Genomic DNA, 24,638 nt, shown 5'->3' with positions numbered 1-24,638 from the left:
CGTTCACCGCACATGGCTTAATATTCCCTATATTTAAATACTTATTTAACGGCTCCATCCGCAATTCCTTTGATAATTTGCCTCTGAGCAAAAAAATACGCGATAATGACTGGAATAATGGATAAAGTAAGCCCAGCCAAGGCTAGATGCCATTGTTTCGTATACTGTCCGAAAAAGAAGAATAATTTAAGCGGGATTGTCTCCGAGCCAGCGCCTCCAATAACAAGGGATGGCAACAGGTAGTCGTTCCAAATCCAAATAACATTTAAGATTCCAACTGTAATCGACATAGGTTTTAATAAAGGAAAAATGATATACCAAAATACTTGAAACCTGTTCGCTCCATCTATTTTCGCAGCTTCGTCAAGCGAGGTAGGAATCCCTTTTAAAGTACCGTGATACAAGAATATCGAGAGACTGCTGCCAAAGCCTAAATACATGAAAATCAACCCAGCCTTGTTCAACATCCCAAGCTGTCCGAATTGGGCAACAAGCGGTATCATCACAGATTGAAATGGAATCAACATGGCTGCCACAAACACGAAGAAGAGCAAAGAACTGACTTTACTTTTGTTTCGTGAAAGCGCATAAGCCGCCATTGCTGAAAAGATAATAATTATTACTACGCTGACGCCCGATATCAATAAAGAATTAAATAAAGTCCGAAGGAAATCCAATTGTTCGAAAGCTTGAGTAAAGTTTTCGAATGTCCAAGTTTTAGGTAACCCCAGCGTGTCGGCAAAAATATCACGTTTCATTTTAAAAGCATTGACAATCATTAAATAAAACGGAGCGAGCCACAATAATGCCAAGATGAAACCGATGAATCCAACCAGCCACAGCTTCCATTTTTTTCTCATTACAGCTCAACCTCCCTTTTCTTATTGATATACACTTGTGTTAGAGAAACTGCTGCCACAATTACGAAGAAGATAACGGCCTTTGCCTGCGCATATGCCATATCATTTTCGGTAAAAGCGGATTTAACAATGTTCATCGCAACCATTTCAGTTGAGTTATAAGGCGCTCCGTTAGTCAAAGAAAGGTTTTGATCATAAATTTTAAAGGAGTGGGAAAGCGTTAAGAACAAACTAACGGTAAAAGCCGGTGCTACAAGCGGAAAAGTAATATGGCGAAAACGTTGAAAGCTGTTGGCCCCATCAATTTTAGCCGCCTCGATCAGTTCTTCAGGAACCGCTTGTAAATAAGCAATATAAATGATCATGATATAGCCAGCCATTTGCCAAGACGTTAAAATGATTAATCCCCAAAAACCGGTTTCTGTCGTTGACAACCAGCCATTAAAAGCTTCAATCCCTGTCAAATCACCAATTGCGCCGAATACTTTAATAAAAATAAACTGCCAAATAAAACCGAGAATCAAGCCACCAATCAAATTTGGCATAAAGAAAACTGTCCGAAGTAGGTTGCTTGATTTAATTTTCGACGTCACGATAAGCGCTAAACTCAAGCCGATAATATTAATTACCACAATAGCTGCTACTGAAAATTTAATGGTGAACCAAAATGTATCCAGAAACCCTCTATCCGTAAACAAGTCTATATAATTTTTAAGCCCTATAAAGTCCGGAGTTCCAAGACCGTTCCAATTCGTAAATGAATAATAAAATCCGTAAATGAGTGGCACAATCACCACTAAAATGAGTGCAGCCAGAACAGGTGTCAAAAACAGCCAATATGCGGCATCCCGATTTCTCAATGAAACCGACCTCCTTATGAAAGATATATTAGTAGAAAATGAGTTTTAACTTCGGAATCGAAAATCGAAGAATATCTAGTAACCGAACTTTCCCTATGACGACTTTCTTGTAACAAGGAACAACCAATCGACACAGCTTTCGACGGCGATTGGTTGTTTCCCATTTACGGAATACTTATTTACTGTGAATTTTCTCCCAATTTTCAATATTTTGTTGCACAAGTTCATCCCATGTTAGTTTACCGGTTACGTATTTTTGGACACTTGCACCTAGGTCATCATTCCAACCAACTGGATATCCATTAAAAACCCAGCCAGTCGTCTTTCCATCTTGTGAATATTTATAAATTTCTTTTGAAAGTGGATCGGCAATTTTTTCTACGTCATACCCTTCATAAGCTGGAATGAATTTAAAATCCTCCAAAACAGCTTTTTTTCCTTCATCAGATGTATACATCCAGTCGAGGAATTTCTTCGCTTCTTCCTGAACTTTTTCATCTGATTTTTTGTTCACTGCCCAATAGTTTGGAACCCCAACTGGCATCCCCGCAGCTGTATCCCCATTCGGAATCGGGATAATACCAATACCTTTTTCGGCTAACTCAGGATCCATATCGTACACTGTGTTATACACCCAGTTTCCTTGCTGAATGATTGCAACCTTTTCAAGTGAGAACAACTCTTCCACTTGTTGTGAATAATCTAGACTTGCCGTCGGCTGAACGGAATATTTATTTTGAATATCGACCAGTTGCTTAAACTTGTCTCCATCCGTAAATTTAACGGTTGGTGACTTGCTCGCAGTTAATACATTCCCATCAAATTCAGGTGCTAAAAAGACATTTGATAAGTGGTTTCCTGTTACCCACTTCTCTTTAACCGGATAAGCGAAAACCGCCTCGATTTTCAATTTATCTTTCTGTGAATCCAGTTTTTTAACCGCAGCCTCTAATGCTGAATAACTAGTAATTTCTTCAGGTTTAACTCCGGCTTCTTCAAAAATTCGTTTGTTATAAATCAAGCCGTATCCTTCTTGGTTAAATGGAAGCCCTAGAACGTGCCCGTCCTCTTCCACGCCATCCAATGTACCATCAAGCGCAGCAGCTGCAGCCTTTGTATCCTTTAAATCTAATAATCTATCTTTATATTGTTCAACATCTATTGGTCCGCCAATGTTAAAAACTGCTGGCTCCTCACCTGAAGCAAACTTTGCAGTAATGGCTGATTTATAATCATTTCCACCACCCACTGTTGATACCTTGATTTTTACATTTGGATTTTCTTTTTCATATTGTTTTGCCAAATTCTCAAATTGCTGCTTAAACTCTACTTTGAATTGAAAGATATCCAGCGTCACTTTATCTTTGTCTTTAGAGTCACTGTCTCCACCTGTAGAAGAAGAGCATCCAGCCAAAATCACACTAAAAATTAATAAAACAGAAAAGATTCCCCCGTACCATTTTTTACGTTTCATGCCTACCAACTCTCCCTTTTTCATAAGATCTTATGCAAATTAAAGAAAACGTTTGCATAAAATGATAAAAAAATATACACTTCTAAATCTACTATATTATTATTCTATCCAACCTTTTATACATCACCTCCTTACAGGAATACTGTAAACGTTTTCATTTATGCGCTTTATATTACCACTAAATTCCATACTTTACAATTAATTTGTATTTTTTTGTAAACAACAAGTAGGATATAAGCCTTGTCTACTTAATTATATGATTCACAAACCTAAGATTATTCCTTTATTTGATTATTAAAATTATCGTAACGGACGTTTATTCTAAATAAGTTTTAAATAGGGAAACCCAAAGGCTCCCCTCTATTCACTTCAATACCATCTTCACATTGGATGAACCATACTCATCCTTTAGTTCATAATATTTATCACTTGCTTGTCCAAATTCTTCAAACACACCACTAATAATCAGTTCATTCGTTTCCTTATCAACTATGCTGTACTTGATATTGCTTTTCCCAAACCTTCTGTCATCCACTTTTAAAAGGATCATATTGGACACACCTCCATATTTAATGGCTGCACTCCTCAGGGTGTTTGGATTCTTACTTACATAATATAACAAATTATTCTAAATTTACAGATTTTTCTCTTTTTGAAAAAATAAAAAAAGCCTATTTAGGCTCTTTGCAATTATTTCTTTAGTTCCAAATCAAATGTTTCAAAAATACTCTATAGGATTCCCCATTAAAAGGAACCTTGTTGGCTCCTCAATATGGTTTTAAGACTTCGAAATATCTAAGAATCCTTCCCCAAATACATCACGAACATCATGTATGGCTATAAAAGCACTTCTATCAGTAGACTGTACAATTCTCTTTAATTTGAGTACCTCTTGCTTACTAATAACTATATATAGGATTTCTTTGGATTCTTTTGTATAGTATCCATGACCACTAAAAACAGTCACCCCTCTATCCATCAAAACGGTTACTTGTTTTGCAATCTGGTCCGCTTCTTTTGAAATGATGGTAATCGCTTTTTTCGGGTTCAATCCCTCAATGATGAATTCCATCGTTTTTGTTCCAATATAAAGCATAAGGATAGTGAGCATCAGACCTTCTGCACCAATGATGAAATAAGATGAGAACGCAACGATTAAATCGAAAAACAGAAGTCCATAACTTAAGCTCCATCCCAAATACTTATTCGTAATTCGGGCTAGTATCGTCGTACCGGCAGTAGTGCCTCCAACACGAATGATCATGCCTATTCCTGCACCGGCAAAAACACCGCCAAATATCGCATTGATGACCAATTCATCTGAAGATATCGTCCAACTTTCGGTTAAATGAAGGAAAAGTGAATTAAATGCAACGGCTATGATTGTATATACCGTTGTTAATTTCGACAAATATCTATAACCGACAATGAGCAGGAAAGCGTTAATAATCAAACTTAACAGCCCCGGTGACCATTCAAAAAGATAAAATAAAATGATGGTTATCCCCGTGACTCCTCCCTCACCAAGTTCATTGGGAATGACGAAAAGATTTATTGCCAAAGCGAAAATAAAAGCTCCTATTAATATAATGAAAACATCTAAAGAAATCTTTTTCATATTTATTACCCTTCCTTTATGTAATGGTTAATGTGAATCGGTTAATTTCACTGCTCTATAGTAACATGGAATTCCATTTAATCCTTCAAAGATTTGAAGGTTTAACAAAAAGAATACCTTGGAAGTTAGATTATCTTCAATGAACGAGCTTAATACATACAAAGGCACTAATTTTCACTAAGCTCTTTTATACATTAGCTTAACAAAGCCACTGTCTCCTTCTCATTAACCTATTATTATGTTAGTTTCATGCTCCTCGACTTGGTTCAAATAACCAACAGCATGCTTATGATAAGTGTCTTTTTTCGCCCCTTGATTTCTCCTAGATTAATGGATAATCAATTTATAATCATGTTCCTTTTCAAAGCTTGACAGTTTCATTGAGTCATGATTAGAATGTTTTATATGTTAACCTATATTATTTTTAGTTAACATATAAAAAGGAGAATGGCTATGCACAGTGAAAAACAATTACCTTGTTGGGAAGAAAAAATTAAGAAAGAACTGGCTTATTTAGAAGAGATATCGCAAAAACGTGAACTCGTTTCAACGGAATTCGCCGAGCAGCCATGGCTTATGATCAACGGGTGCAGGATGCTAAATCTAGCTTCTAATAACTATTTAGGATATGCAGGGGATGAGCGGCTGAAAAAGGCTATGGTAGATGCAGTACATACATATGGTGCAGGAGCAACGGCTTCACGTTTAATTATTGGCAATCATCCTCTTTACGAACAAGCAGAACAAGCTCTTGTCAATTGGAAGAAAGCCGAAGCAGGACTCATTATTAACAGTGGATATAACGCGAACCTTGGAATTATCTCCACCCTGCTGTCCCGTAACGATATAATTTATAGCGATAAATTGAATCATGCAAGCATTGTCGATGGAGCTCTTTTAAGCCGTGCAAAGCATCTACGCTATCGTCATAATGATTTAGATCATTTAGAAGCATTATTGAAAAAATCATCGATGGAAGCACGTAAATTAATCGTGACGGATACGGTCTTCAGCATGGACGGTGACTTTGCTTATCTTGAAGACCTTGTTCGGTTAAAAGAACGTTATAACGCTATGTTAATGACTGATGAAGCACACGGAAGCGGCATCTACGGTAAAAATGGTGAAGGTTATGCCGGTCATCTCCATCTTCAAAATAAAATAGATATCCAAATGGGAACATTCAGTAAAGCGCTCGGTTCATTCGGGGCCTATGTCGTCGGGAAAAAATGGCTCATCGACTATTTAAAAAATCGCATGCGCGGATTCATATATTCAACTGCACTCCCCCCGGCCATACTCGGTGCTATGAAAACAGCGATAGAACTTGTACAGCAAGAACCAGAACGCCGCTCACTGCTCCAAACACATTCAGAACACTTTAGAGAAGAACTCACATATTACGGGTTTAATATTTGTGGAAGTCGATCACAAATTGTTCCTATCGTCATCGGGGAAAACGAAAAAGCGATGAAATTTGCCACACGTTTGCAGAAAGAAGGAATTGCAGCTATTGCTGTCAGGCCGCCGACCGTTCCTGAAAATGAGGCGAGAATCCGTTTTACTGTAACAGCTCTCCACGATAAAAAAGATCTTGATTGGGCAGTTGAAAAAGTTTCGATCATTGGAAAAGAAATGGGTGTTATTGAATGAAACAGCCGAATTTAGTCATGCTTCCTGGCTGGGGAATGGAAAAAGATGCGTTTCAACCGTTAATCAAACCGCTGTCAGAAGTATTTCAACTCTCATTCATAGAATGGAGAGATATGAAAACACTAAATGACTTTGAAGAACGAGTCATAGGCACAATCGCTTCTATTGATGGTCCTGTTTTTTTACTTGGCTGGTCATTAGGATCTCTATTATCACTTGAACTTGCAAGTTCGTATCGAGAAAAAATAAAAGGTTTTATACTAATTGGCGCAACAAGTCGGTTTACCACAGGTGAAAACTATTCATTTGGCTGGGATCCACGAATGGTCGAGCGCATGAAGAAACAACTGCAGCGCAATAAAGAGAAGACTTTGACTTCTTTCTATGAAGCAATGTTTTCCGAAGCTGAAAAAGAAGAAGGTTTTTATCATCAATTCATCACGACAATTCAAAGCGAGTTTCATGGGGATGACGTATTTTCGCTTCTTATAGGTTTGGATTATTTACTTCAGAAAGATGTTAGAGTAAAGCTCGACCAGATTGAAACTCCCTTTTTATTGATCCATGGGAGAGAAGACAAAATTTGTCCACTCGAAGCCTCATCTTTCATTAAAGAAAATCTGGGTGGGAAAGCCGAGGTTCATATTATCGAAGGCGCTGGTCATATTCCATTTTTCACAAAACCACAGGAATGTGTGCAGCTTATAAAAACATTTATTCAAAAGGAGTACATTCATGATTGATAAACAATTGTTAAGTAAGCGATTCAGTGAACATGCGAAAACATATGATACATATGCCAATGTTCAAAAAAACATGGCAAAACAATTAGTGGATTTGCTCCCTCAAAAAAACAGCAAACAAAGAATTAACATCCTTGAAATTGGCTGCGGCACTGGTTACTTAACCAGGTTACTCGTTAATACATTTCCTAATGCTTCTATTACCGCTGTTGATTTAGCACCAGGAATGGTTGAAGTGGCGAAAGGAATAACAATGGAAGACTGTGTTACTTTTTTATGTGCTGATATCGAAGAAATGACGCTTAATGAAAATTATGACTTAATTATTTCTAATGCAACGTTTCAATGGCTGAATAATCTTCCTGGGACTATTGAAAAATTGTTTACACGATTAACGCCTGAAGGAAACCTGATATTTTCAACGTTTGGAATTAAAACCTTTCAAGAGCTTCATATGTCCTATGAACATGCGAAAGAAAAGCTTCAACTTTCAATTGATAGTTCACCAGGCCAAATGTTTTACGCTCTAGAAGAATTATCCCAAATTTGTGAAGAAGCAATCCCTTTTTCATCAGCATTTCCATTAGAGATAACAAAAATAGAAAAGCTTGAACTAGAGTACTTTCAGACAGTACGTGAATTTTTCACTTCAATTAAAAAGATTGGTGCAGCTAACAGCAACAAAGAAAACTACTGCCAGCGCCCTTCTTTTTTTCGAGAGTTAATCAACATATACGAAACAGAATACCAAGATGAATCAGGTGTGAAGGCAACCTATCACTGTTTGTTTTTTAAGATAATAAAACATGCCCCCCTACCCTAACACCTTAATCCGAAGATAACGGTCAGGTATACCAGCATAGTATCCTTTTTCTATCTTATAGCCGTTTATAAAATATACTGGGATCACCTTTTCCCGTCTTTCCTTACATAATTGTAGTCCGTTCTATAAAGTATTTATATCGACTACTGTTTCCATCTAGAATTCAGGTGCTTACTGTGCATTCGGATTAGTTTTTCACAAATAAGTAGAGTTCGTCTTGTTATTGAATTTAACTAAACAAGGTTCCAATTCAAGAAAAATTAGGCCGCCGCTCTCCTAATTCCTTTGGAGAAGCGGCGGCCTAATTAAAGTGTTTTATTGTGTCTCATTTTACTAGGTCCGTTCAAACCTTGTTCTCTTTTAAAAGAATATTAATATTGTCTCATTATTTTAGGTTCAGTCCAATCGGAATATTTCAGCCTTTATTTCAATTGAAAATTACTCAAATCATATTAAGATGAAAATGTGTTTACGTATAACTTTTTCACCCAAAAACCTTGCCATCTGTAATATTGACCACTCGATCACATAAATCTAACATTCTTTCATCGTGCGTTACCATGATGGCCGCTTTATTTCTTGACTTCACCTCATGAGCAAGCATTTCAACAACATCCCTGCCTCTTTTGGAATCAAGACTTGCGGTTGGTTCATCCGCTAAAATGATTTCAGGATCATTCATCAACGAACGGGCGATGGCTACACGCTGACGCTCTCCGCCCGACAGTGCTTCTGGCAAGTGATCTGCCCGATGTCCAAGTCCAAGGTGGCTAAGCAATTCGTCCGCTTTTTTCACAGTTTTTTTATCCCGTTTGCCAATCAGTTCAGAAATGAGCAGAAGCTGATCTCGTACGGTTAGATATGGCACAAGATTCGATGATTGGAATACAAACCCGATCTTTTCAAGGCGCACTCGAGTCAATTCCTTTGAAGATAGTGATGTAATATCCTCATTATTCAAAAGTAAACGACCTTTACTCGGGGAAAGTAACGCACCTGCTATAGAAAGAAAAGTACTTTTTCCTGAGCCTGATGGACCCACGATGGCGACGAATTCCCCCGCTCTCACATTCAGGGAAATATTATCAAGGGCTGTCACCTTATTATCGCCTTCCCCATAAATCTTACTGACGTTTTCAAATAATAGCTTATCTCCCATCATGATACCCTCCCTATTGCTTCGATCGCATCTATCTTCGCTACTCGATATAGTGATAGCAGTGAACCCAATACGGATACAACCAACAGTAACACGGAATATTTAATAACCAAATTGGTACTCAATTCAAATGGCATTCCCTCTGGCATAATTAAAGTGACACCATATGTCAGTGCAACACTAATGGCTATACATGCCACGGCAAGTAGCATAACCTGACCAACGATACTTTTTGCAAGGAAACTCGTATTAGCTCCAAGTGCCTTAAGGACACCAAATTGATTCGTTTTTTGTAGGGTAATGACATAAAAGAATACAGCCAAAACGAATGCTGCTATGACAAACAAGAAGGCAATCATCATCGTCAATGTACCCTGTTCCTCTTTGAACCCTGGTATACTCTGAAGTGATTCATCTTTCGAAATGAGCGTTAGGTCTTCAGGCAATGATTCACGTACATTCTCTTCTGCCTTTGAATCCATTTGCACGGCTATCGTGCTGATTGAATCATTGTCTTGATTCTTCAATACAGGATTCATCTCCTGCCATCCCTTAATATTCATGTAAACTACCGGTGAATGGCTGTAAGACTGCTTTTCAGTAAAACCAACAATGGTGAAAACCTTACCTGATAGATCATCTTTAAGTTTATCACCTAATTTATAACCAACTTCTTTTAAAGAACGATCTGCAACTATTTCACCTTGCTTCTTATTGTCATAGTTGGTTCCTTCTATGACCTTCGGTGCTAAAATACCACTAGCATTTGTCGCAAAAATCGTGACATCCGTTTTCTCCGATGAGCCGACTTTATTCAATGTGATCATCATTTGCCCAAGTCCCTCGGCTGCTTTAACATCCGATGAAGCCCGGATTTCATCTAGCTTTTCCATGGATATGATCGATCGGTTCAATTTATTTTTAGAGTCATGCTCCATAACGAAATAGTCGGCCTTCATATTTTGTATGGATGATGCGTTATCTGAAGATAGTCCATTAGCTAATCCTGAAATGATAAAGACAAGCAAAGCGACCAATACCATAATCAGTCCAATCAGCAGATAACGTAACTTTGAATGCTTTAGTTCACGTATTGCTAAAAACATTATTTCATCTCCCATTCCTTTTGTTACCGATTCAGATGTACTTCAACCGGTATGAATTGATTGTAATCAATCAATATGAATGGAAGATGAACGAATGATTACATAAGGGGCAACCGGATATAAAAAGTGGTCCCTTTGCCAAGTTCGCTTTGAACCTCAATCGTTCCGCCATGTAGTTCAACCAGCTTCTTCGTTATCGAAAGTCCTAAGCCACTGCCTGTTTCACTGCGATTTCTCACTTTATCGACTTTATAAAAGCGATCAAGGATATAAGGGAGGTCTTCTTCTGGAATTCCCATACCCGTGTCCGCAATCTTTACTTCTACAAAGTCATCTATTTTCTTGATTTGAATAACAATCGAACTACCGATATCAGAGTATTTAATACTGTTGGTTATCAAGTTAGTCCATACCTGGTTTAAAAGTTTCTCATCAGCAGAAATGATGGTTGATGGTAAATCCATTTCAATCACCATATCTTTTTCACGCCAATTCCATTCCAGCATAAACATCACTTGCCTTATTTGTTGTGCTAAATCAAAACTAGACCGTTGCAGCGCGTCATCCTCTTTATCCAAGGAAGCAAGCATTAGGAGCTGTTTACTCAACAAGGACATACGCCGGCTCTCTTTTTCAATAATAGACAAGTACTTATTTCTTTGTTCCTTTGTTAATTCCTCCGATTGAAGGGTTTGAGAAAAGCCTTGTATAGATGCGAGCGGAGATTGAATTTCATGAGAAACATTTGAAACGAATTCCTGTCTCATATCATCTAGCCGCTGTATGCTTTGAGTCATTTTCGAGAAATGTTGAGCCAAATCCCCAATTTCATCACTGCGGGTAACATTCAATTTACTACTATAATCCCCATCAGCGATTCTCTTTGTGGCTTCTGTTAATTTCGTAATTGGCTTAACAATGAAACGCGTGTTAATAATAACAAATAAAAAACTGAGTAGGAGCGTAAGTACGAGCAAAACAGAAAGGTAAAAGCGGAACTCTCCAAACTGCAGTTCTATATTCGGCCTAACAAACAAGGCATATTTCTCGCCATCCACATTAATTGGGACCCCAATGCTATTGATTAATACATCCTCAAAAAAACCCGTAATAAATAGCCCATTATTATAATTAGCTATCCCTTGATAGGTTTTCCCGTTCAAAACTCCTGAAATCGTGTCTGAATCCAAAGCTGTTTCCCGAAACGGCTCCCCATATAAAGTCCCTTCACCCTGCTCATTAAATAAATACATTTGATAGTGCAATCCTGCTATATGATTTAAATACGCATCAATATCCTGACCTGGATTTTCTTCATATAAAGAGACGATCTCACCAGCAACTTTGCTTATCTTCTCGCCATTGTGTGGTTTCTGAACCTTATGATAATAGACATTGGAAATTATAAAAGCGATGACACTGGCAAGCACCATGATCAAAATGGTTTGAATAACAATCCTGAAATAAAGTGTTTTCACTTCTTATTGACCTCCAGTTTATAACCTAAGCCACGGACAGTCGTTATCACAAAATCATCGGTCCTTTCGGTGAATCGTTCACGTAACCGTTTGATATGAACATCAACCGTCCGATCATCTCCTTCAAAATCAGCACCCCAAACCAGTTCAATAAGCTGCTCACGCGTAAAAACCTGATCAGGAAAACTTCCTAATTGAGCTAATAGCTCAAATTCCTTGAGCGGCAGAAGTAATGTATTTCCCTGTATCCTCACTTCGTAACTTTTACGATCAATAACCGTTTGATTCAAGGAAATTAATTCAGAATTAACCATGCGATACCTGCGCAAAAGAGCTTTAATTCGAAACAACAGCTCTCTTGGTTCAAATGGTTTTACGAGATAATCATCAGTACCAGCATAATATCCTTTTTCTTTGTCAATAAGTTGATCTTTAGCTGTCAATAAAATAACCGGTAGATCATATTGATCCCGTATTTCCTTACAAAGATCCAGTCCGTTTTTATATGGCATCATAATATCTACAACAGCAAGATGGATTCGTTCTTTCTCAAGTATTGATGAAGCTTCATTTCCATCCTTTGCTTCGAACACCATGTACCCTTCTTTTTCTAAGTGAAATTTTAATAATTCTCTAATATGACGATCATCATCAGCAATTAATATATGTATCAAAGAAACCACATCTCCACTTCATTTAATAACCCTAGTTATTCTTACAATAGCAATAATTGAGCTTTTAAAACAACCAATACTGATTCGCGCTCTAGAAAACCAGTGGTTACTTTCCTTATAAATTAGTTTACCAATAATATATAGGACTATCTAAATAAAATTAGCGAACAAAGTTTTTAAAACCTTGTCCGCTTTTTTATTAAAGTTTATCTTCATAAACATAAGAAGTAGTAAATTGATTCCCAAATGGCTGGTTAGAAACGCATTGATATTTTTTATTACTTAAAAGGGTTTTAAATATTCTGAATATAATTTATAATTGATTTATTTTATAACATCTAGGAGGTCACTATGGGTTTAGTAGAGAAAATCAGCTCTTTTTCTGGTAAAACGTTTACCTTATGGGTCATTATTTTCGCAATTATTGCGTATATCATGCCTAATCATTTTATATGGATTGGAGCCTATATTGTTCCATTATTAGGAATTGTCATGTTTGGCATGGGGCTTACACTATCAACAGCGGATTTTAAAGAAGTTTTTCGTCGACCGAAAGAAGTAGCACTAGGGGTAGCAGGACACTTTATCATTATGCCATTATTAGCGTTTGCATTAGCAATAGGGTTCGATTTACCGAAAGAAGTGGCTGTTGGTGTTATTTTGGTAGGATGTTGCCCTAGTGGAACAGCTTCAAATGTTATGGTGTTTCTTGCGAAAGGAAATGTTGCGCTTGCAGTTGCCATTGCTTCTGTTTCCACTATTCTAGCGCCTATCGTAACTCCCCTGCTTATTCTGCTCTTGGCAAGTAAATGGGTGAATATTAGTATTGGATCATTATTTATTTCTATCATTCAAGTGGTGATTATCCCACTGATGCTTGGATTCATTGTTAAAAAATTTTTCGGCAAACAGGCAGAGGCTGGTGCAAAGGCTTTGCCTCTAGTATCTGTCATTTCTATTGTTCTGATCGTGTCTGCCGTAGTAGCAGGCAGCCAAGCTCAGCTGGCTAAAACAGGTTTGCTGATTTTTGCAGTAGTCGTTCTTCATAATGTTCTTGGTTTTTTCCTCGGCTTTTTCTTTGCTCGTTTATGCGGGATGGATTTAGCTAAACAGAAAGCAGTTGCAATGGAGGTTGGTATGCAGAATTCTGGTTTAGGTGTAGCTATAGCAACAGCCCATTTCTCGCCTTTAGCCGCGGTACCTAGTGCTATTTTCAGCGTTTGGCATAATATATCAGGCTCCGTTCTAGCCTTTATTTTCAGTCGGATGAAAGATAAAAAAAATGGAGAGAACGCTAAAAATAATTCGATAAAAATAGGCGCATAATAATGATGTATATGGTCCAAAAAACCGATAATCTGGAGGGCTTTTTTGACTCTTTTAATTAAATTAGTGGATTAAGCCGATTGAGTAAATCGGCTTTTTTTTATTGTGAATTAACTAACTGCATATTGAACATTTCAAGGAAGATAACAAATATTCAACGTGATATATTAATGATTGTAGGGCTGATTCATATTGTGATGCATTTTTAAGGTTCCATTACTTAATAAGTGATATGCTTTTCCCCCTGAATAAATGAACTTACTGCCTTTGTTGGGGGTAATTTTTTGAACTACCTGCTATACTACTAGATAAAAGTAAGACATAAAACTCTTGCTAATGATTTGGATATAGTAATTGAATATCATTTTAAGGATGAGGGAATATAATGTCACCAAAAATAAAATCGTCAAGAAAAATTGCTAGATATTCACTAATTATCATGGGGTTGGGTTATATTGCAACCACTCCATTTCAAGGTTCGTTGCCGTTAGATTTATTACATGGAGGGTTTGAGGCAGGTCTAGTTGGTGGATTAGCAGATTGGTTTGCAGTCACTGCATTATTCCGCCATCCGCTTGGATTACCAATCCCCCATACAGCGCTTTTGCCCAACAATCGTAAAAGAATGACAAATGCACTTGTTTCGATGTTAAAAAACGACTGGCTTTCTAAGGAAAGTATTCAGGACAAAGTAAAACATATTCCTTTTACTGAAAAATTGATCCCTATTTTAGTAAAAGAGATACAAAGTGATACTTTTAGAAAAGTCCTGATTAAACTTATCAAGCAAATGATTGGTTATATAGATATTGAAAAGATTACACCTTTCGTTGCAAAAAAAATTAAAGCATCACTTTCTAACATAGACATGAGTAAGATTCTACATTTAGTAAGTTCACAGTTACTTAACGAAGAGTTTGATAAGAAGGCTTTGGATCATGTTTTGAAAAAAGCTGAAGATTGGTTAGGAAAAAAACAAACCAGTCACCGACTTGGCACTGTTTCCATGGATGTACTCAGCAAGATTGAACTGGAAGGTATGCTTCAGTTTGCCGTTAAATCCATTCAAAGTCTACTTAACGAAGAGAAACTTGGGAATATCATACAAAACCTGTTATTAAGTGTCGTAAATAATTTACAAAACGAGGACGAACCAAATAGAGAGGCTTTAATCTTATATATCAGGAAAGAGATACAAGGCATTAACCATAACCGGGAACTGTTAGAAGGAGTTGAAAAATGGAAAAAACAACTTCTAACAAAATGGGAGCCTGAGGCGACAATAACGGGAAGTCTAAAACAAATTCAACAAGAAGCATTGAATTTCGTCGAAGATGAACATTTCATGGATACTTATCTGACTCCAATGATTCATCACATACTAGACAATATTAAAGAAAATAGCACCCACATTGATCATTGGATACAGAAACAAATTACTGTTCTCATTGAAAATAATCATACGCAAATCGGCAATCTTGTACAAGAAAATTTAGATAAGCTAGACAACGAAACTCTAATTGATATGATGGAAAATGGTGTAGGAAAAGATTTACAATGGATTCGTGTGAATGGAGCGGTTTGTGGTTTTATAATTGGGATTATCCTAACAGGTATACAGGCTCTACTTAAGCTGGTATAATTCCGGCATCGGCGGCCGATCTGGTAACAGCAGCTTGCTGCCGTTACCAGATCGACTCCGTTTTACCGGCCTAACATCACACCGCCGTCTGCATATCCACATTGTTCAGCCCTCTTTTTTTACCTATTTCTTCATCTATATTTTCTAACGTGTCTTTTACTGATCTCGCTATGTCTGTTATTGTAGCTTGAGCATTCTGAACCTGCTTTTGCGCAAATTCTTTACTGTAAGGGATGAGCTTTGTCCCACTTGCTACTTTATCAGCGACCTTCGCCGCACCTGCTCCCCTCCAGTTTCAGGGTAATAGTAGAAAAAAACTTTTTTATAACCTTCTCTAAACTCAGCGTATAAAAAGATTTGTTTCCAATCCACTGGAATTATATTAACTAATGTATTCGCAATTTGTTGATATGTCTGCTCCATTATTTTGGTTTCCATCTCACTTACCTCCTAGATAATTAGTTAATCTATCTGAATATTTTTTACCATCTATTGCATAGTTGATTTTAAACTCACTTGATCTAGCTGATTGCGCCTCATATATGGGTTTTACTTTAATAATTACTTCTTTACCCTCTACTAAAGCCTTCTTCCATGTACTTTCTGCTTCGGACAGCTTGCGGCCCATTACTGGATCGACTTCGGTATTTGGTTGCTTTACTTTTCATGTCACGTTAAACAACCACTTTCATACACTCCCATCCCAATTTTTAAAATCGTATATTTGATTACTTTAACCTTAAAACAATTAAAGCAAAAAAGCCTTGAAAGGCAAAAGCCAATCAAGGTCTCATTTACAAATTCCTTTGTTTCACTTCTTCGAACCATATATCAAAGATATCATCAGGCAATAGATCGTCATCATTAGAATATACTAAATCATATTTGTATTGTCCTTTTAAACTGTTTTGTTTTACATTATAATGTAATTTTATTTCAGTAGGCATTTCTTTATTAAACTCTTCACACTTTTTATGGATAAGTTTCAAATTTTCATTCCCAATTCTTAATGTAGCCTTCTGGCTTTCTCTTGAAACATCATACACTACATTATGTTGACCCTCAAAGTTTTTTATTGCTTCATTTAGTTGATGTTTATGAACAATCTTTCCGTTGATTTTGTAGAAAACATCAAAAACATACATTTTTGGTTCATAAGAACAATATATATATATGTCATCTGCTTTATTATCGACATACTCTAAACAAATGGCCACCATATCTGCTTGGTACTCTGAAAAGTAATCTTCAAATACCTTTTCCATACCTATACCTCCTAATTCTCTATACTAATGAATCTCACACGTCCATCTATTTCATATTCTATATCGAAACCACTCGGTCTAATTTTATCTCCATCATAATTAACTTTAACATTGACGGAAACAAATTTCCCTTGTTTTATAGCCGTAGCCCATTGATTTTCTAACTTCTTGTATTTACTCAAATTTACACTACCCGATTGAGATACAAGATTATCTAAATCAGGAGAACCTCCAAATCTATCAGCAGCTAAGTGTCCAGCATGATCTCCGGCTTCTTTTCCTGGCGTATTAGATTTATGCGGTAATCTACTATCTCTTTCTGTTAATTTTAAGTCATCTGCATTAAACTCTTTAAGTCTCCCCATGTTGTCTGTCTCATATAAATACTCATATTCTCCTGCTTGATACTTAACATTTGGTTTTAACGTTCTATCTTTAAGCATATGACTTCCGTCTCTAATAATATCATCTGGAACCTGACTGGTTTTATTACCCGTACCCTTAGGAATATTCTTCCCTGAAACATCCTCTACTTTGCTATCCTTCGCCATAAATTTCTGATAGGCTTCCTTAATTGTCTGCTTTTCCATCACAACTTGCCGAAGGTTTGGTCCTCCTGCGAGGGAAACTTGTTCCACATTTATCCGTTTAGGAATTTCTTTTTTACCTATTTCTTCACCTATATTTTTTAACGTGGTTTTTCCTGATCTCGCTATGTCTGTTATTGTAGCTTGAACTTTCTGAACCTGGTTTTGGGCAAATTCCTTACTATAAGGGATGAACTTTGTCCCAGTTGTTACTTTGTTCTAAACCTTGCCTGAGGACAGTACATACTGTGAATCTGTATAATCGATATTTTTTTCTATAGGATCATTTTAAGACCTCACGGCCTATTATCTGGAGTACCAGATATAGCTTAAGATGATACCTATTCATTTTTCAACCATGAAAAGACCTTAACTATTTGCGTTAAGGTCTTACAAAAGAACAAGACTTTGCTTATCCTCCTTTATTGTTTCTTAAGGTATTCTTCTAGAATCCCTTTATCATATTCAGATTCAGGTAAAAGATCCAAACGAGTATATTCCCAGATAACCCTTCTTTCATGATCATCAGCATCTGATAAATCTTCATAATCATAATCAGCCTTAAATTTCCCTGTACTTTCTAAGGTAAAAGTTAAATTGGTCCATTGTTCTTGATTATTATTTTTAAATTCATCTGACAATACTTTTAATTGATCTAATAATTGATACCATAATTTATCATATTCTTCTTCATTTAATCTATATATTTCAGGTATATCATGACTATAAATAGGCACTTCACTATTAGTAGTATAATAAAAAAAGAAAGCAGTACCGGTACCGTCACCAATTTCACCGTACATTAATACCTTTGACCATTCCTCTGGTATAGTTTCATTAATAGTTTGAGCTATTTGTTGATAAATACTATTCAGTTTTATTTCATTCATATTTACCTACCTCCTGATCTATTTTCAAAAATCCTTCTCTCCCAACGACTATTATCAATCTTATAATTTATTCTAAAACTAGCGGGCCGCTTAGAATCTCCTTGATAAACCGGAGTAATTTTCACTTCAACTTTTTTTGGAGGATTGCCGTCTAAGGCTTTAGTCCAAGATATTTCAAGTTTTTTCCATTCTCCCATATTCAGGTTTGCATTCATTGGAACAAGGTTGTCTAGATGACCAGATCCTTTAAATATGCTGGCAATTAAGTGACCCCCTTGATCATCTGGCAAGCGATCTTCTCTTCCAGCAATTCGTTGTGCATAGTTGTTACGTTTGCCACTGCCTAAGTCGAGAGAACCTTCTACACTTGTTATCCGACCTTTTTCATCCGTTTTATATACATGACCTCCAGGGGATGAATATTCAATATTCGGTTTTAATAATTTCTTCATTCGCTCTCTTGTATAGTGCTTTCCATACTCCACTTTTGTAATTTCATTGGATCCTTTTGCGGTAACTACGTGGCTCTTTCCAGCCCCACTATCTTCTTTCACTGCAAACTTCTGTACAATATCCTGAATCGTCGTCTTATCAAACGTAACATGTTTGAAATTGACTCCATTCGTTGTGGCTAATTCCTCAACTCTGATTCGAAGTGGCACTTCCACTTTGCCAAATTTTCTGCCGAAGGCTTGAACTTTCTGAACCTGCTTTTGCGCAAATTCTTTACTATAAGGGATAAATTTTGTCCCACTTGCTACTTTATCAGCGACCTTAGCCGCACCTGCAACCCCACCAATTCCAAGTGCCATTATCAGCCCGTTCTGGCGCTGTTCCTCGGTTAGTTGGTTGCCGAACATATCTTTTGCCGGTGACTGCTTCGCCGAGGCCCTTGGCTGCGGTGAGTCCATACAGTCCGTATTCGGTTTTCTGGAGGAGGCTAAAGCCTTTTGTCACCAGCCATGGTTATAATCCTTTTGACCTTAAATACAAAATAAACCAAATTTTAACTTAATTCAGTTAAGATTTGGTTTATCTACATATTATTTATTATTTCCCCAAAATTAAGTATTTGTTTTTACTTGGCGACAAGTAAATTGTCCATGAACTCTTTAAAATTTCCAGATATCGGTTTGATAAATTCTTTCCTTAACTCGTTATCTTCTTCAAAATAGTCCATGTCACAAAAATATACTTTACCTTTTTGTTCTCTATCTAAAGATAAACAGATTAAACTATTAGCCGGATCTAATCCTATAGGGAGAAAATCTTTTGGTACTATCTTGCTTTCATTATACTTAATGAAATTACTTTCTAGATTTTCATCTATTTCACTTGATAAAGGAAAAAATAGTATAATCGAGGAAGTGATTGTATGATCTTTTGTTTGAAATCTTCTATTTACTGCTTTTCCGCCATTATTAGATAATAAAAACCTACTAAAATCTTTCGGTAATACTATATTAAATTTTTTCTCAAAATTTTCAAGTTCACTTACCGAAATTTTTTTAAATGCGTATTCAAACTTGTATTCCATTTTATTTTTTGCTCCCCCTCCTACTTTGTATCTTCTAAAGAATATAATTGCTTCAACAAATCATTAAATGTATCACACACTAATAATGACGTTTCCTCTTCATGATTGAGAAAAACTATTTTGGGAGAAGAATGATTATTTCGATAATCAAAGCATAAGTAGTTTCCAAATGGATCTCTAGCAAAAGGCACAATTCCTTTTAATGTTGGACCAGTAAATCTCTCATAAAACATTTCTATATTTATATCATTATCAGTAAAGCTAATTAAATCATTAAATACTCCCTGTTGCCCTTCACTGAAATTAAAGATATTAGGTTCTGGAAAACCTCCGTTATATTTCATAACACATATTTTGTAATCATCAGGATATTCTATATCAAACGCTTTTTCAATCGAAGCTATTACACTCTCATCGGGCTTTTCTTCCTCTACAAATAGCCACTTTTTCAATCCCATGTTACCATCTCCAGAATCTCTTTTTTTATAATACCCTTTCTTCCCGATTCACCACCGCCCCATATAGCTCTTCCACCAGTATGTCCGGCTGCTTGGTGTTCAAAATAATCCACAATTTGCATTCTACCTGATTCCTGATGATGATGCCAAGTAAGTGTTTTTGGAACTCTACCTTCTTTTAATAATTCATATTCTTTTGCAGTGAACTTTTCAGCTAATTCTGGATTCCTGATTACTTCTTCATATAAGGTTTTAGATAAATACTCAAATTGTACGGCATCTGTTTCTAAATAATATTTTTCTGGTAAGAAAATTTCATATTTTGAATGAAAAATCGGGAATCCACCTTTATCATAATTCACTTGATATTCTTTGCCGTTTTTGGTTGAAATAAAAGTGTACAGTGTAGTTCCGTCTTCATTACGTTCTTTATATTTATAATTTCTTGGTTGGTTAGGTCTTCTCGCATATGCTGGTAGTTTTCTAGCTGCTTCAACCATCGCATCATCGGCCTTCACTTGGTTTACAGAAGAAAGTCTCTTCACTGCAAACTTCTGTACAATATCCTGAATCGTCGTCTTATCAAACGTAACATGTTTGAAATTGACTCCATTCGTTGTGGCTAATTCCTCAACTCTGATTCGAAGTGGCACTTCCACTTTGCCAAATTTTCTGCCGAAGGCTTGAACTTTCTGAACCTGCTTTTGCGCAAATTCTTTACTATAAGGGATAAATTTTGTCCCACTTGCTATTTTATCAGCGACCTTAGCCGCACCTGCCACCCCACCGATTCCAAGTGCCATCATCAGGCCGTTCTGGCGCTGTTCCTCAGTCAATTGGTTTCCGAACATGTCTTTGCCGGTGACCGCTTCCCCGAGTCCGTTGGCTGCGAGGAGTCCGTATATCCCGTATTCCGTTTTCTGGAGGAGGCTAAAGCCTTTTGTTGTTTTATAGGCATCTAGCGCGTGGTTCGCTGCGTTGAGTCCTTTGGCCGTTTTGTATATAGCGCTGCCGCCTTTGATGGCCCGGCCAGCCCAGCCGACGACGGGGATGAATCCAGCGGCGGCCATGGCGCCGGCGGCGATTCGTTCGGCTTCGGACAGCTTGCGGCCCGTTACTGGATCTACTCCGGTTGATGCCCTGATTGAATCATAATATCCCGTGAATTCCCCTGTAAAGGTTTTTGTCGTATCCCAAGCTTTTTCATACCACGGTCGATTTTCGAGTTCTTCCATTTCACGTTCGATTTCCTTGGCTTCGGCTTGTTGCTTTTTGAAGGTCTGATAGTCTTTCATCTGACCGGCTACTTCATCCTTCACTTGATAGACGTCACTATTTTTAAATGCCGTTTGGTTGAAAGTCATCGGCGAAACGTTGCCATCCTGTTTGGTGGCATCAAGCAAGGCACGGAAAAGGCCTACAGCCACGTTTTCCTGCCCGACGGACACATCATACTCCTCGACCAATTGCCGGTCGACGTTCTCTACCTTTGTCATGGTGTCATCCAGTCTCTGTCCGGCCAACGTGATTTTTTCATTAAAGTCTTTTTGGTCGAACATATTGAGAGGAAGGATATCATCAATACTGTTCAGGATCCTTTGGAGATCGCTCGCTTGTTCATCGACAAGCGACTTCGCTTGGTTAATGCCATTCGAGACTTCGCCGTCTAAAAAGGGAACCTCAACCACCGTATTTCCGGAGAGGTCTGCCTCTTCCAGACTGGCTGGAACGCCTTCCAAAAAACTGATCTGGGTAGTGAATAGTTCCATCCAGGCGTCGGCCACCTCGATTTGCGCTTCATAGAAGCTTTTGATGGCAGCGGCACCGGCCCCTTGAAACTCGTGATCCAGGCCGACGATACCCTGAAATTCCTTTTTCAGCGCGACGACTTGCTCCTTTAGCTTTTCATATTGTTCGGCACGCGACTTGGTCGCAGCCTTCAATGTATTCGCTTCGTATATTTTCATCGCGGCTGATACCCATGTGAAGACGAATGGGCGATGGCTTCATCCTGTTCTTTTAATAAGTCAATGTTAGCACGTGTTTCTTCTACATTTTTTTGGACGATTTTGATATATTGCTCAAAGACCTTCTCCAGGTTGGTTTCACGATCAATCCACTTCGAGGTGAATTCCAATTTATTGTTGCCAAGTTCGCCTGCCGGCAGATTTCCAAGCGTGACTGTACCAAGTGCCGTATTCACTTGATCGACTTGCTTCGTTACGGCAGGATGATTCAGTTTGATTGTCGTCATTAAAACAACCACCCTTTTAAATATGATATTTTACTTTCCAATTGATCAATGACGGCTTCTCCTTTTCCTAAAAGAACATCCGCTTCATGCGCTATGGTGCCTGCTGCACTCAGAGCTTTTTTCTCTATATTCAGCATCGTGATTTTTCCCTCGATTTTCTCTTGGTAGTCGTCATAATCATCATAAATGATCGTTGACATACCCTTATATGCATCACTGCGGGCATCTTGGAAGTCTTCAGCACGATTTCCTGTCCAGCTTTTTGCTAAGTCCGGATTTTTAATTTTACGGATTTCCCCCAGACATGTATTCTGTTCTTCTTTGATTTGTCTTTTTGCCTGCTCCAAACGATTGATTTTTTCATTCACATTGGACATTTTACTGGAGAGGGCAGAGTGAATTTCACTCAGTGAATTTGCATACACTTAAAAATCACCTCAAACATACTATTATCATTGGGTAGACTGTCATATTTTTCATATTTTTTATTATAAGGATTATAGTCTTAGAGTTAAATAGGGATAAATAAGCTATTTATGCTAGGTCTTTAGGGAATTCATCCCATACGGGACAATTCCAACTTAGACTTTCCACCCTTGTTTTTCCATTTTTAAACATAAAAAAAGAGTGCAGGCTGCACCCTCTAAAATTCATACTTTTTTTAATGCATTATCTCAATTCCTTTTCGTCAAATAAATGCGGAGCTTTCACCTTTTTCCCTTTTTTATGATTTGGATTAGGTTTTTTAGCTTCCAATTTAGCTTGGTCATAGACAGCGGTGCCGACAATTTCAGCAACATCTTGAAGCTTTTCTTTTGAGATTTTATCAATGGTATCATCAGGAGTATGATACCAAGGTTCTGATGGACTGTGTATGAATAAAGCAGCGGGAATCCCAGCCTCAGCGAAAGATACATGGTCACTTCGCCCGCCTTGTCCATATGGAGCCGGCTCACCATTCAGTCTTGTACTTGATTCCTGAGCCAGCTCGGTTACAAGGTTCATTTCTCCATCATTAGTCAAAATAACCAAATCCCCAGCGTCCCTGCTTCCTACCATATCTAGGTTGAAGTTGGCAATCGTCCGCTTGATATCTTCATCAGAGAGGTTGTCCACATAATGCTGCGAACCTAGCAGTCCATTTTCCTCGGCGCCAAAGGTAACGAAACGAATTTCCGTATCTGTAGGAAGATTCTTCAAAACACGTGCAAGTTCAAGTGTAACGGACGTTCCTGATGCATCGTCATTCGCTCCAGGTGCCCCGGCGACGGAATCATGATGACCTGTGATATAAATGATATCGCTCTTCTTTGCTGTATTGTTCTTGGTTGCTTTTTTTGTGGCCACTACGTTATAAGAGGTTTTTTCTCCAGAATAAGCCCCTTCAATTTTTAATGATGCCGTTAGCTTAACTCCAGCATTCAATTTTTCAAGCAGGGCTTCTCCATCCTTTTTCGTTATCGTGACAGATGGAATATACTTATCATTAGCCCCTCCAAGGGTCCCATTTAATTCCCCATCTGCATTATTGAATAGGATGACACCTGCTGCCCCTTTTTCTGCTGCATTCAATACTTTCTCTGCAAAAGTGAGGCTGCCTCTTTGAATAAGGGCAATCTTCCCTGTAACACTCGCTTTTTCAAGCTCTTCCTTCGTTCCTAAACCGGCGTATACCATTTCACCGGATAGATCACCATTTACTGAATAGGTTAAATGGTTTGATTGGATTTCCCCATCAAATCCGTCAACGGACAGCTCGACCAGATTTGGGTCTGTATAGGATAAAAAACTGAACTCTTCAATATCGGCCTTATAGCCATAAGATTTAAATTGCTTTTTGATGAACTGGACAGCCTTATACTCAGATTCCGTACCGGCTACTCGAGGTGTTTGTGAGAGGTATTCAATATTTTTGTAGATTTTGTCGACATCGATCCTTTTAACGATTTGCTTGTCTGTGGACGGCGCATGATGTACTGGAGAAGTATTCGGTGTTGCTAAAGCAGTAGTAGTGGTCCCGGCTGCCCCTAATGATAATGCTGCGACTAATGATAAGGATAGAAATTGTTTTTTCATAGATTGCCTCCCAGTTTAATAGATTCCCTCTATTATTTTACAATATATAGAAATTTATAACTAGGTAGGTTTATCCCTATTAATCTGTGCCTAAAGTAACGAATTTACAAATTTAAGAAACTAGCGAGAAATTTGACCTGCGCCAAAAGTTGTAT

The 24,638-nt window shown here is 37.6% G+C and carries 25 protein-coding genes; 5 read left to right on the top strand and 20 right to left on the bottom strand.

The genetic code is table 11. The features are described 5' to 3' along the window. Positions 1 to 41 precede the first annotated feature (41 nt). From NST21_RS02455 to NST21_RS02435, 5 genes are all read right to left on the bottom strand, one after another. Entirely contained in the window at positions 42 to 860 is an 819-nt protein-coding gene (locus tag NST21_RS02455; protein ID WP_053344279.1) for a carbohydrate ABC transporter permease, read from the bottom strand. Continuing rightward, positions 860 to 1,720, bottom strand: a complete 861-nt coding sequence (locus tag NST21_RS02450; protein WP_053344278.1) for a carbohydrate ABC transporter permease — start codon at positions 1,718 to 1,720, stop codon at positions 860 to 862. The genes NST21_RS02455 and NST21_RS02450 overlap by 1 nt, the downstream gene beginning before the upstream one ends. Positions 1,721 to 1,895: 175 nt before the next feature. Continuing rightward, positions 1,896 to 3,194, bottom strand: a complete 1,299-nt coding sequence (locus NST21_RS02445; RefSeq protein ID WP_340887535.1) for an ABC transporter substrate-binding protein — start codon at positions 3,192 to 3,194, stop codon at positions 1,896 to 1,898. Positions 3,195 to 3,558: 364 nt separating this feature from the next. Continuing rightward, positions 3,559 to 3,744: a hypothetical protein gene (locus NST21_RS02440; RefSeq protein WP_252430132.1), complete on the bottom strand. Its 186-nt coding sequence runs from the start codon at positions 3,742 to 3,744 to the stop codon at positions 3,559 to 3,561. A gap of 228 nt (positions 3,745 to 3,972) precedes the next feature. Further along, positions 3,973 to 4,812: a YitT family protein gene (locus NST21_RS02435; RefSeq protein WP_340887532.1), complete on the bottom strand. Its 840-nt coding sequence runs from the start codon at positions 4,810 to 4,812 to the stop codon at positions 3,973 to 3,975. A gap of 453 nt (positions 4,813 to 5,265) precedes the next feature. On the opposite strand from NST21_RS02435, the gene bioF reads away from it, so the two are divergent. Genes bioF through bioC form a run of 3 tightly spaced genes read left to right on the top strand, consistent with a single transcriptional unit; the run spans position 5,266 to position 8,031 of the window. Beyond that, positions 5,266 to 6,465, top strand: a complete 1,200-nt coding sequence (gene bioF, locus NST21_RS02430) for an 8-amino-7-oxononanoate synthase (protein WP_340887531.1) — start codon at positions 5,266 to 5,268, stop codon at positions 6,463 to 6,465. Further along, entirely contained in the window at positions 6,462 to 7,208 is a 747-nt protein-coding gene (locus tag NST21_RS02425) for an alpha/beta hydrolase (protein WP_340887530.1), read from the top strand. The genes bioF and NST21_RS02425 overlap by 4 nt, the downstream gene beginning before the upstream one ends. After that, positions 7,201 to 8,031: a malonyl-ACP O-methyltransferase BioC gene (gene bioC / locus NST21_RS02420; RefSeq protein WP_340887529.1), complete on the top strand. Its 831-nt coding sequence runs from the start codon at positions 7,201 to 7,203 to the stop codon at positions 8,029 to 8,031. Before NST21_RS02425 ends, bioC begins: the two co-directional genes overlap by 8 nt. A 484-nt stretch (positions 8,032 to 8,515) precedes the next feature. On the opposite strand, the gene NST21_RS02415 is transcribed toward bioC, so the two are convergent. From NST21_RS02415 to NST21_RS02400, 4 genes are all read right to left on the bottom strand, one after another. After that, the gene (locus NST21_RS02415) at positions 8,516 to 9,193 is read right to left on the bottom strand and encodes an ABC transporter ATP-binding protein (protein WP_098176986.1); all 678 of its coding nucleotides are present in this window, start codon (positions 9,191 to 9,193) and stop codon (positions 8,516 to 8,518) included. Next, entirely contained in the window at positions 9,190 to 10,296 is a 1,107-nt protein-coding gene (locus NST21_RS02410; RefSeq protein ID WP_340887526.1) for an ABC transporter permease, read from the bottom strand. Before NST21_RS02410 ends, NST21_RS02415 begins: the two co-directional genes overlap by 4 nt. 98 nt (positions 10,297 to 10,394) lie before the next feature. Continuing rightward, positions 10,395 to 11,774, bottom strand: coding sequence for a sensor histidine kinase (locus NST21_RS02405; protein WP_340887523.1), 1,380 nt, complete (start codon positions 11,772 to 11,774; stop codon positions 10,395 to 10,397). Next, positions 11,771 to 12,448, bottom strand: coding sequence for a response regulator transcription factor (locus NST21_RS02400; RefSeq protein WP_340887522.1), 678 nt, complete (start codon positions 12,446 to 12,448; stop codon positions 11,771 to 11,773). The genes NST21_RS02405 and NST21_RS02400 overlap by 4 nt, the downstream gene beginning before the upstream one ends. 351 nt (positions 12,449 to 12,799) lie before the next feature. Here NST21_RS02400 and NST21_RS02395 point away from each other — a divergent pair, with 351 nt between their 5' ends. Both NST21_RS02395 and NST21_RS02390 read left to right on the top strand, forming a co-directional pair. Next, complete coding sequence (locus NST21_RS02395; RefSeq protein ID WP_340887521.1) at positions 12,800 to 13,774, top strand: bile acid:sodium symporter family protein; 975 nt, start codon at positions 12,800 to 12,802, stop codon at positions 13,772 to 13,774. Positions 13,775 to 14,159: 385 nt separating this feature from the next. Further along, the gene (locus NST21_RS02390) at positions 14,160 to 15,416 is read left to right on the top strand and encodes a DUF445 domain-containing protein (RefSeq protein WP_340887520.1); all 1,257 of its coding nucleotides are present in this window, start codon (positions 14,160 to 14,162) and stop codon (positions 15,414 to 15,416) included. A gap of 252 nt (positions 15,417 to 15,668) precedes the next feature. Here NST21_RS02390 and NST21_RS02385 read toward each other — a convergent pair whose 3' ends face one another. The 11 genes from NST21_RS02385 to NST21_RS02335 all read right to left on the bottom strand — a co-directional run bounded on the left by NST21_RS02385 (position 15,669) and on the right by NST21_RS02335 (position 24,483). Then, positions 15,669 to 15,854 carry an immunity protein YezG family protein gene (locus NST21_RS02385; RefSeq protein WP_340887519.1) on the bottom strand — a complete coding sequence of 62 codons (186 nt, stop codon included), beginning with the start codon at positions 15,852 to 15,854 and terminating at the stop codon, positions 15,669 to 15,671. A gap of 356 nt (positions 15,855 to 16,210) precedes the next feature. Further along, entirely contained in the window at positions 16,211 to 16,681 is a 471-nt protein-coding gene (locus NST21_RS02380; RefSeq protein ID WP_340887517.1) for a DUF600 domain-containing protein, read from the bottom strand. 11 nt (positions 16,682 to 16,692) lie between these two features. Next, positions 16,693 to 17,271, bottom strand: coding sequence for a DNA/RNA non-specific endonuclease (locus NST21_RS02375; RefSeq protein WP_340887516.1), 579 nt, complete (start codon positions 17,269 to 17,271; stop codon positions 16,693 to 16,695). 419 nt (positions 17,272 to 17,690) lie between these two features. Then, positions 17,691 to 18,158, bottom strand: coding sequence for an antitoxin YezG family protein (locus NST21_RS02370; RefSeq protein WP_340887514.1), 468 nt, complete (start codon positions 18,156 to 18,158; stop codon positions 17,691 to 17,693). A gap of 2 nt (positions 18,159 to 18,160) precedes the next feature. Next, positions 18,161 to 19,069 (bottom strand): DNA/RNA non-specific endonuclease, encoded by a 909-nt coding sequence (locus tag NST21_RS02365; RefSeq protein WP_340887513.1) that lies wholly within the window; start codon positions 19,067 to 19,069, stop codon positions 18,161 to 18,163. Between the two features lie 167 nt (positions 19,070 to 19,236). Continuing rightward, positions 19,237 to 19,695, bottom strand: a complete 459-nt coding sequence (locus NST21_RS02360; protein WP_340887512.1) for an SMI1/KNR4 family protein — start codon at positions 19,693 to 19,695, stop codon at positions 19,237 to 19,239. A 20-nt stretch (positions 19,696 to 19,715) separates the two neighbouring features. Then, entirely contained in the window at positions 19,716 to 20,153 is a 438-nt protein-coding gene (locus tag NST21_RS02355; RefSeq protein ID WP_340887511.1) for an SMI1/KNR4 family protein, read from the bottom strand. Continuing rightward, on the bottom strand, positions 20,144 to 22,120 hold the full coding sequence (locus NST21_RS02350; RefSeq protein WP_340887509.1) for a T7SS effector LXG polymorphic toxin: 1,977 nt from the start codon (positions 22,118 to 22,120) through the stop codon (positions 20,144 to 20,146). The genes NST21_RS02355 and NST21_RS02350 overlap by 10 nt, the downstream gene beginning before the upstream one ends. Beyond that, positions 22,117 to 22,407, bottom strand: coding sequence for a YwqI/YxiC family protein (locus NST21_RS02345; RefSeq protein WP_340887507.1), 291 nt, complete (start codon positions 22,405 to 22,407; stop codon positions 22,117 to 22,119). Before NST21_RS02345 ends, NST21_RS02350 begins: the two co-directional genes overlap by 4 nt. Further along, positions 22,407 to 22,832: a YwqH-like family protein gene (locus NST21_RS02340; protein ID WP_340887505.1), complete on the bottom strand. Its 426-nt coding sequence runs from the start codon at positions 22,830 to 22,832 to the stop codon at positions 22,407 to 22,409. Before NST21_RS02340 ends, NST21_RS02345 begins: the two co-directional genes overlap by 1 nt. A 244-nt stretch (positions 22,833 to 23,076) precedes the next feature. Next, positions 23,077 to 24,483, bottom strand: coding sequence for a M28 family peptidase (locus tag NST21_RS02335; RefSeq protein ID WP_340887504.1), 1,407 nt, complete (start codon positions 24,481 to 24,483; stop codon positions 23,077 to 23,079). Positions 24,484 to 24,638 lie beyond the last annotated feature (155 nt).

This window comes from Peribacillus sp. FSL K6-1552 (genome assembly GCF_038005205.1).
GTDB lineage: Bacteria > Bacillota > Bacilli > Bacillales > DSM-1321 > Peribacillus > Peribacillus butanolivorans.
The sequence above is the reverse complement of the archived record's forward strand: the minus strand, read 5'-3'. Positions and strand labels throughout refer to the sequence as shown.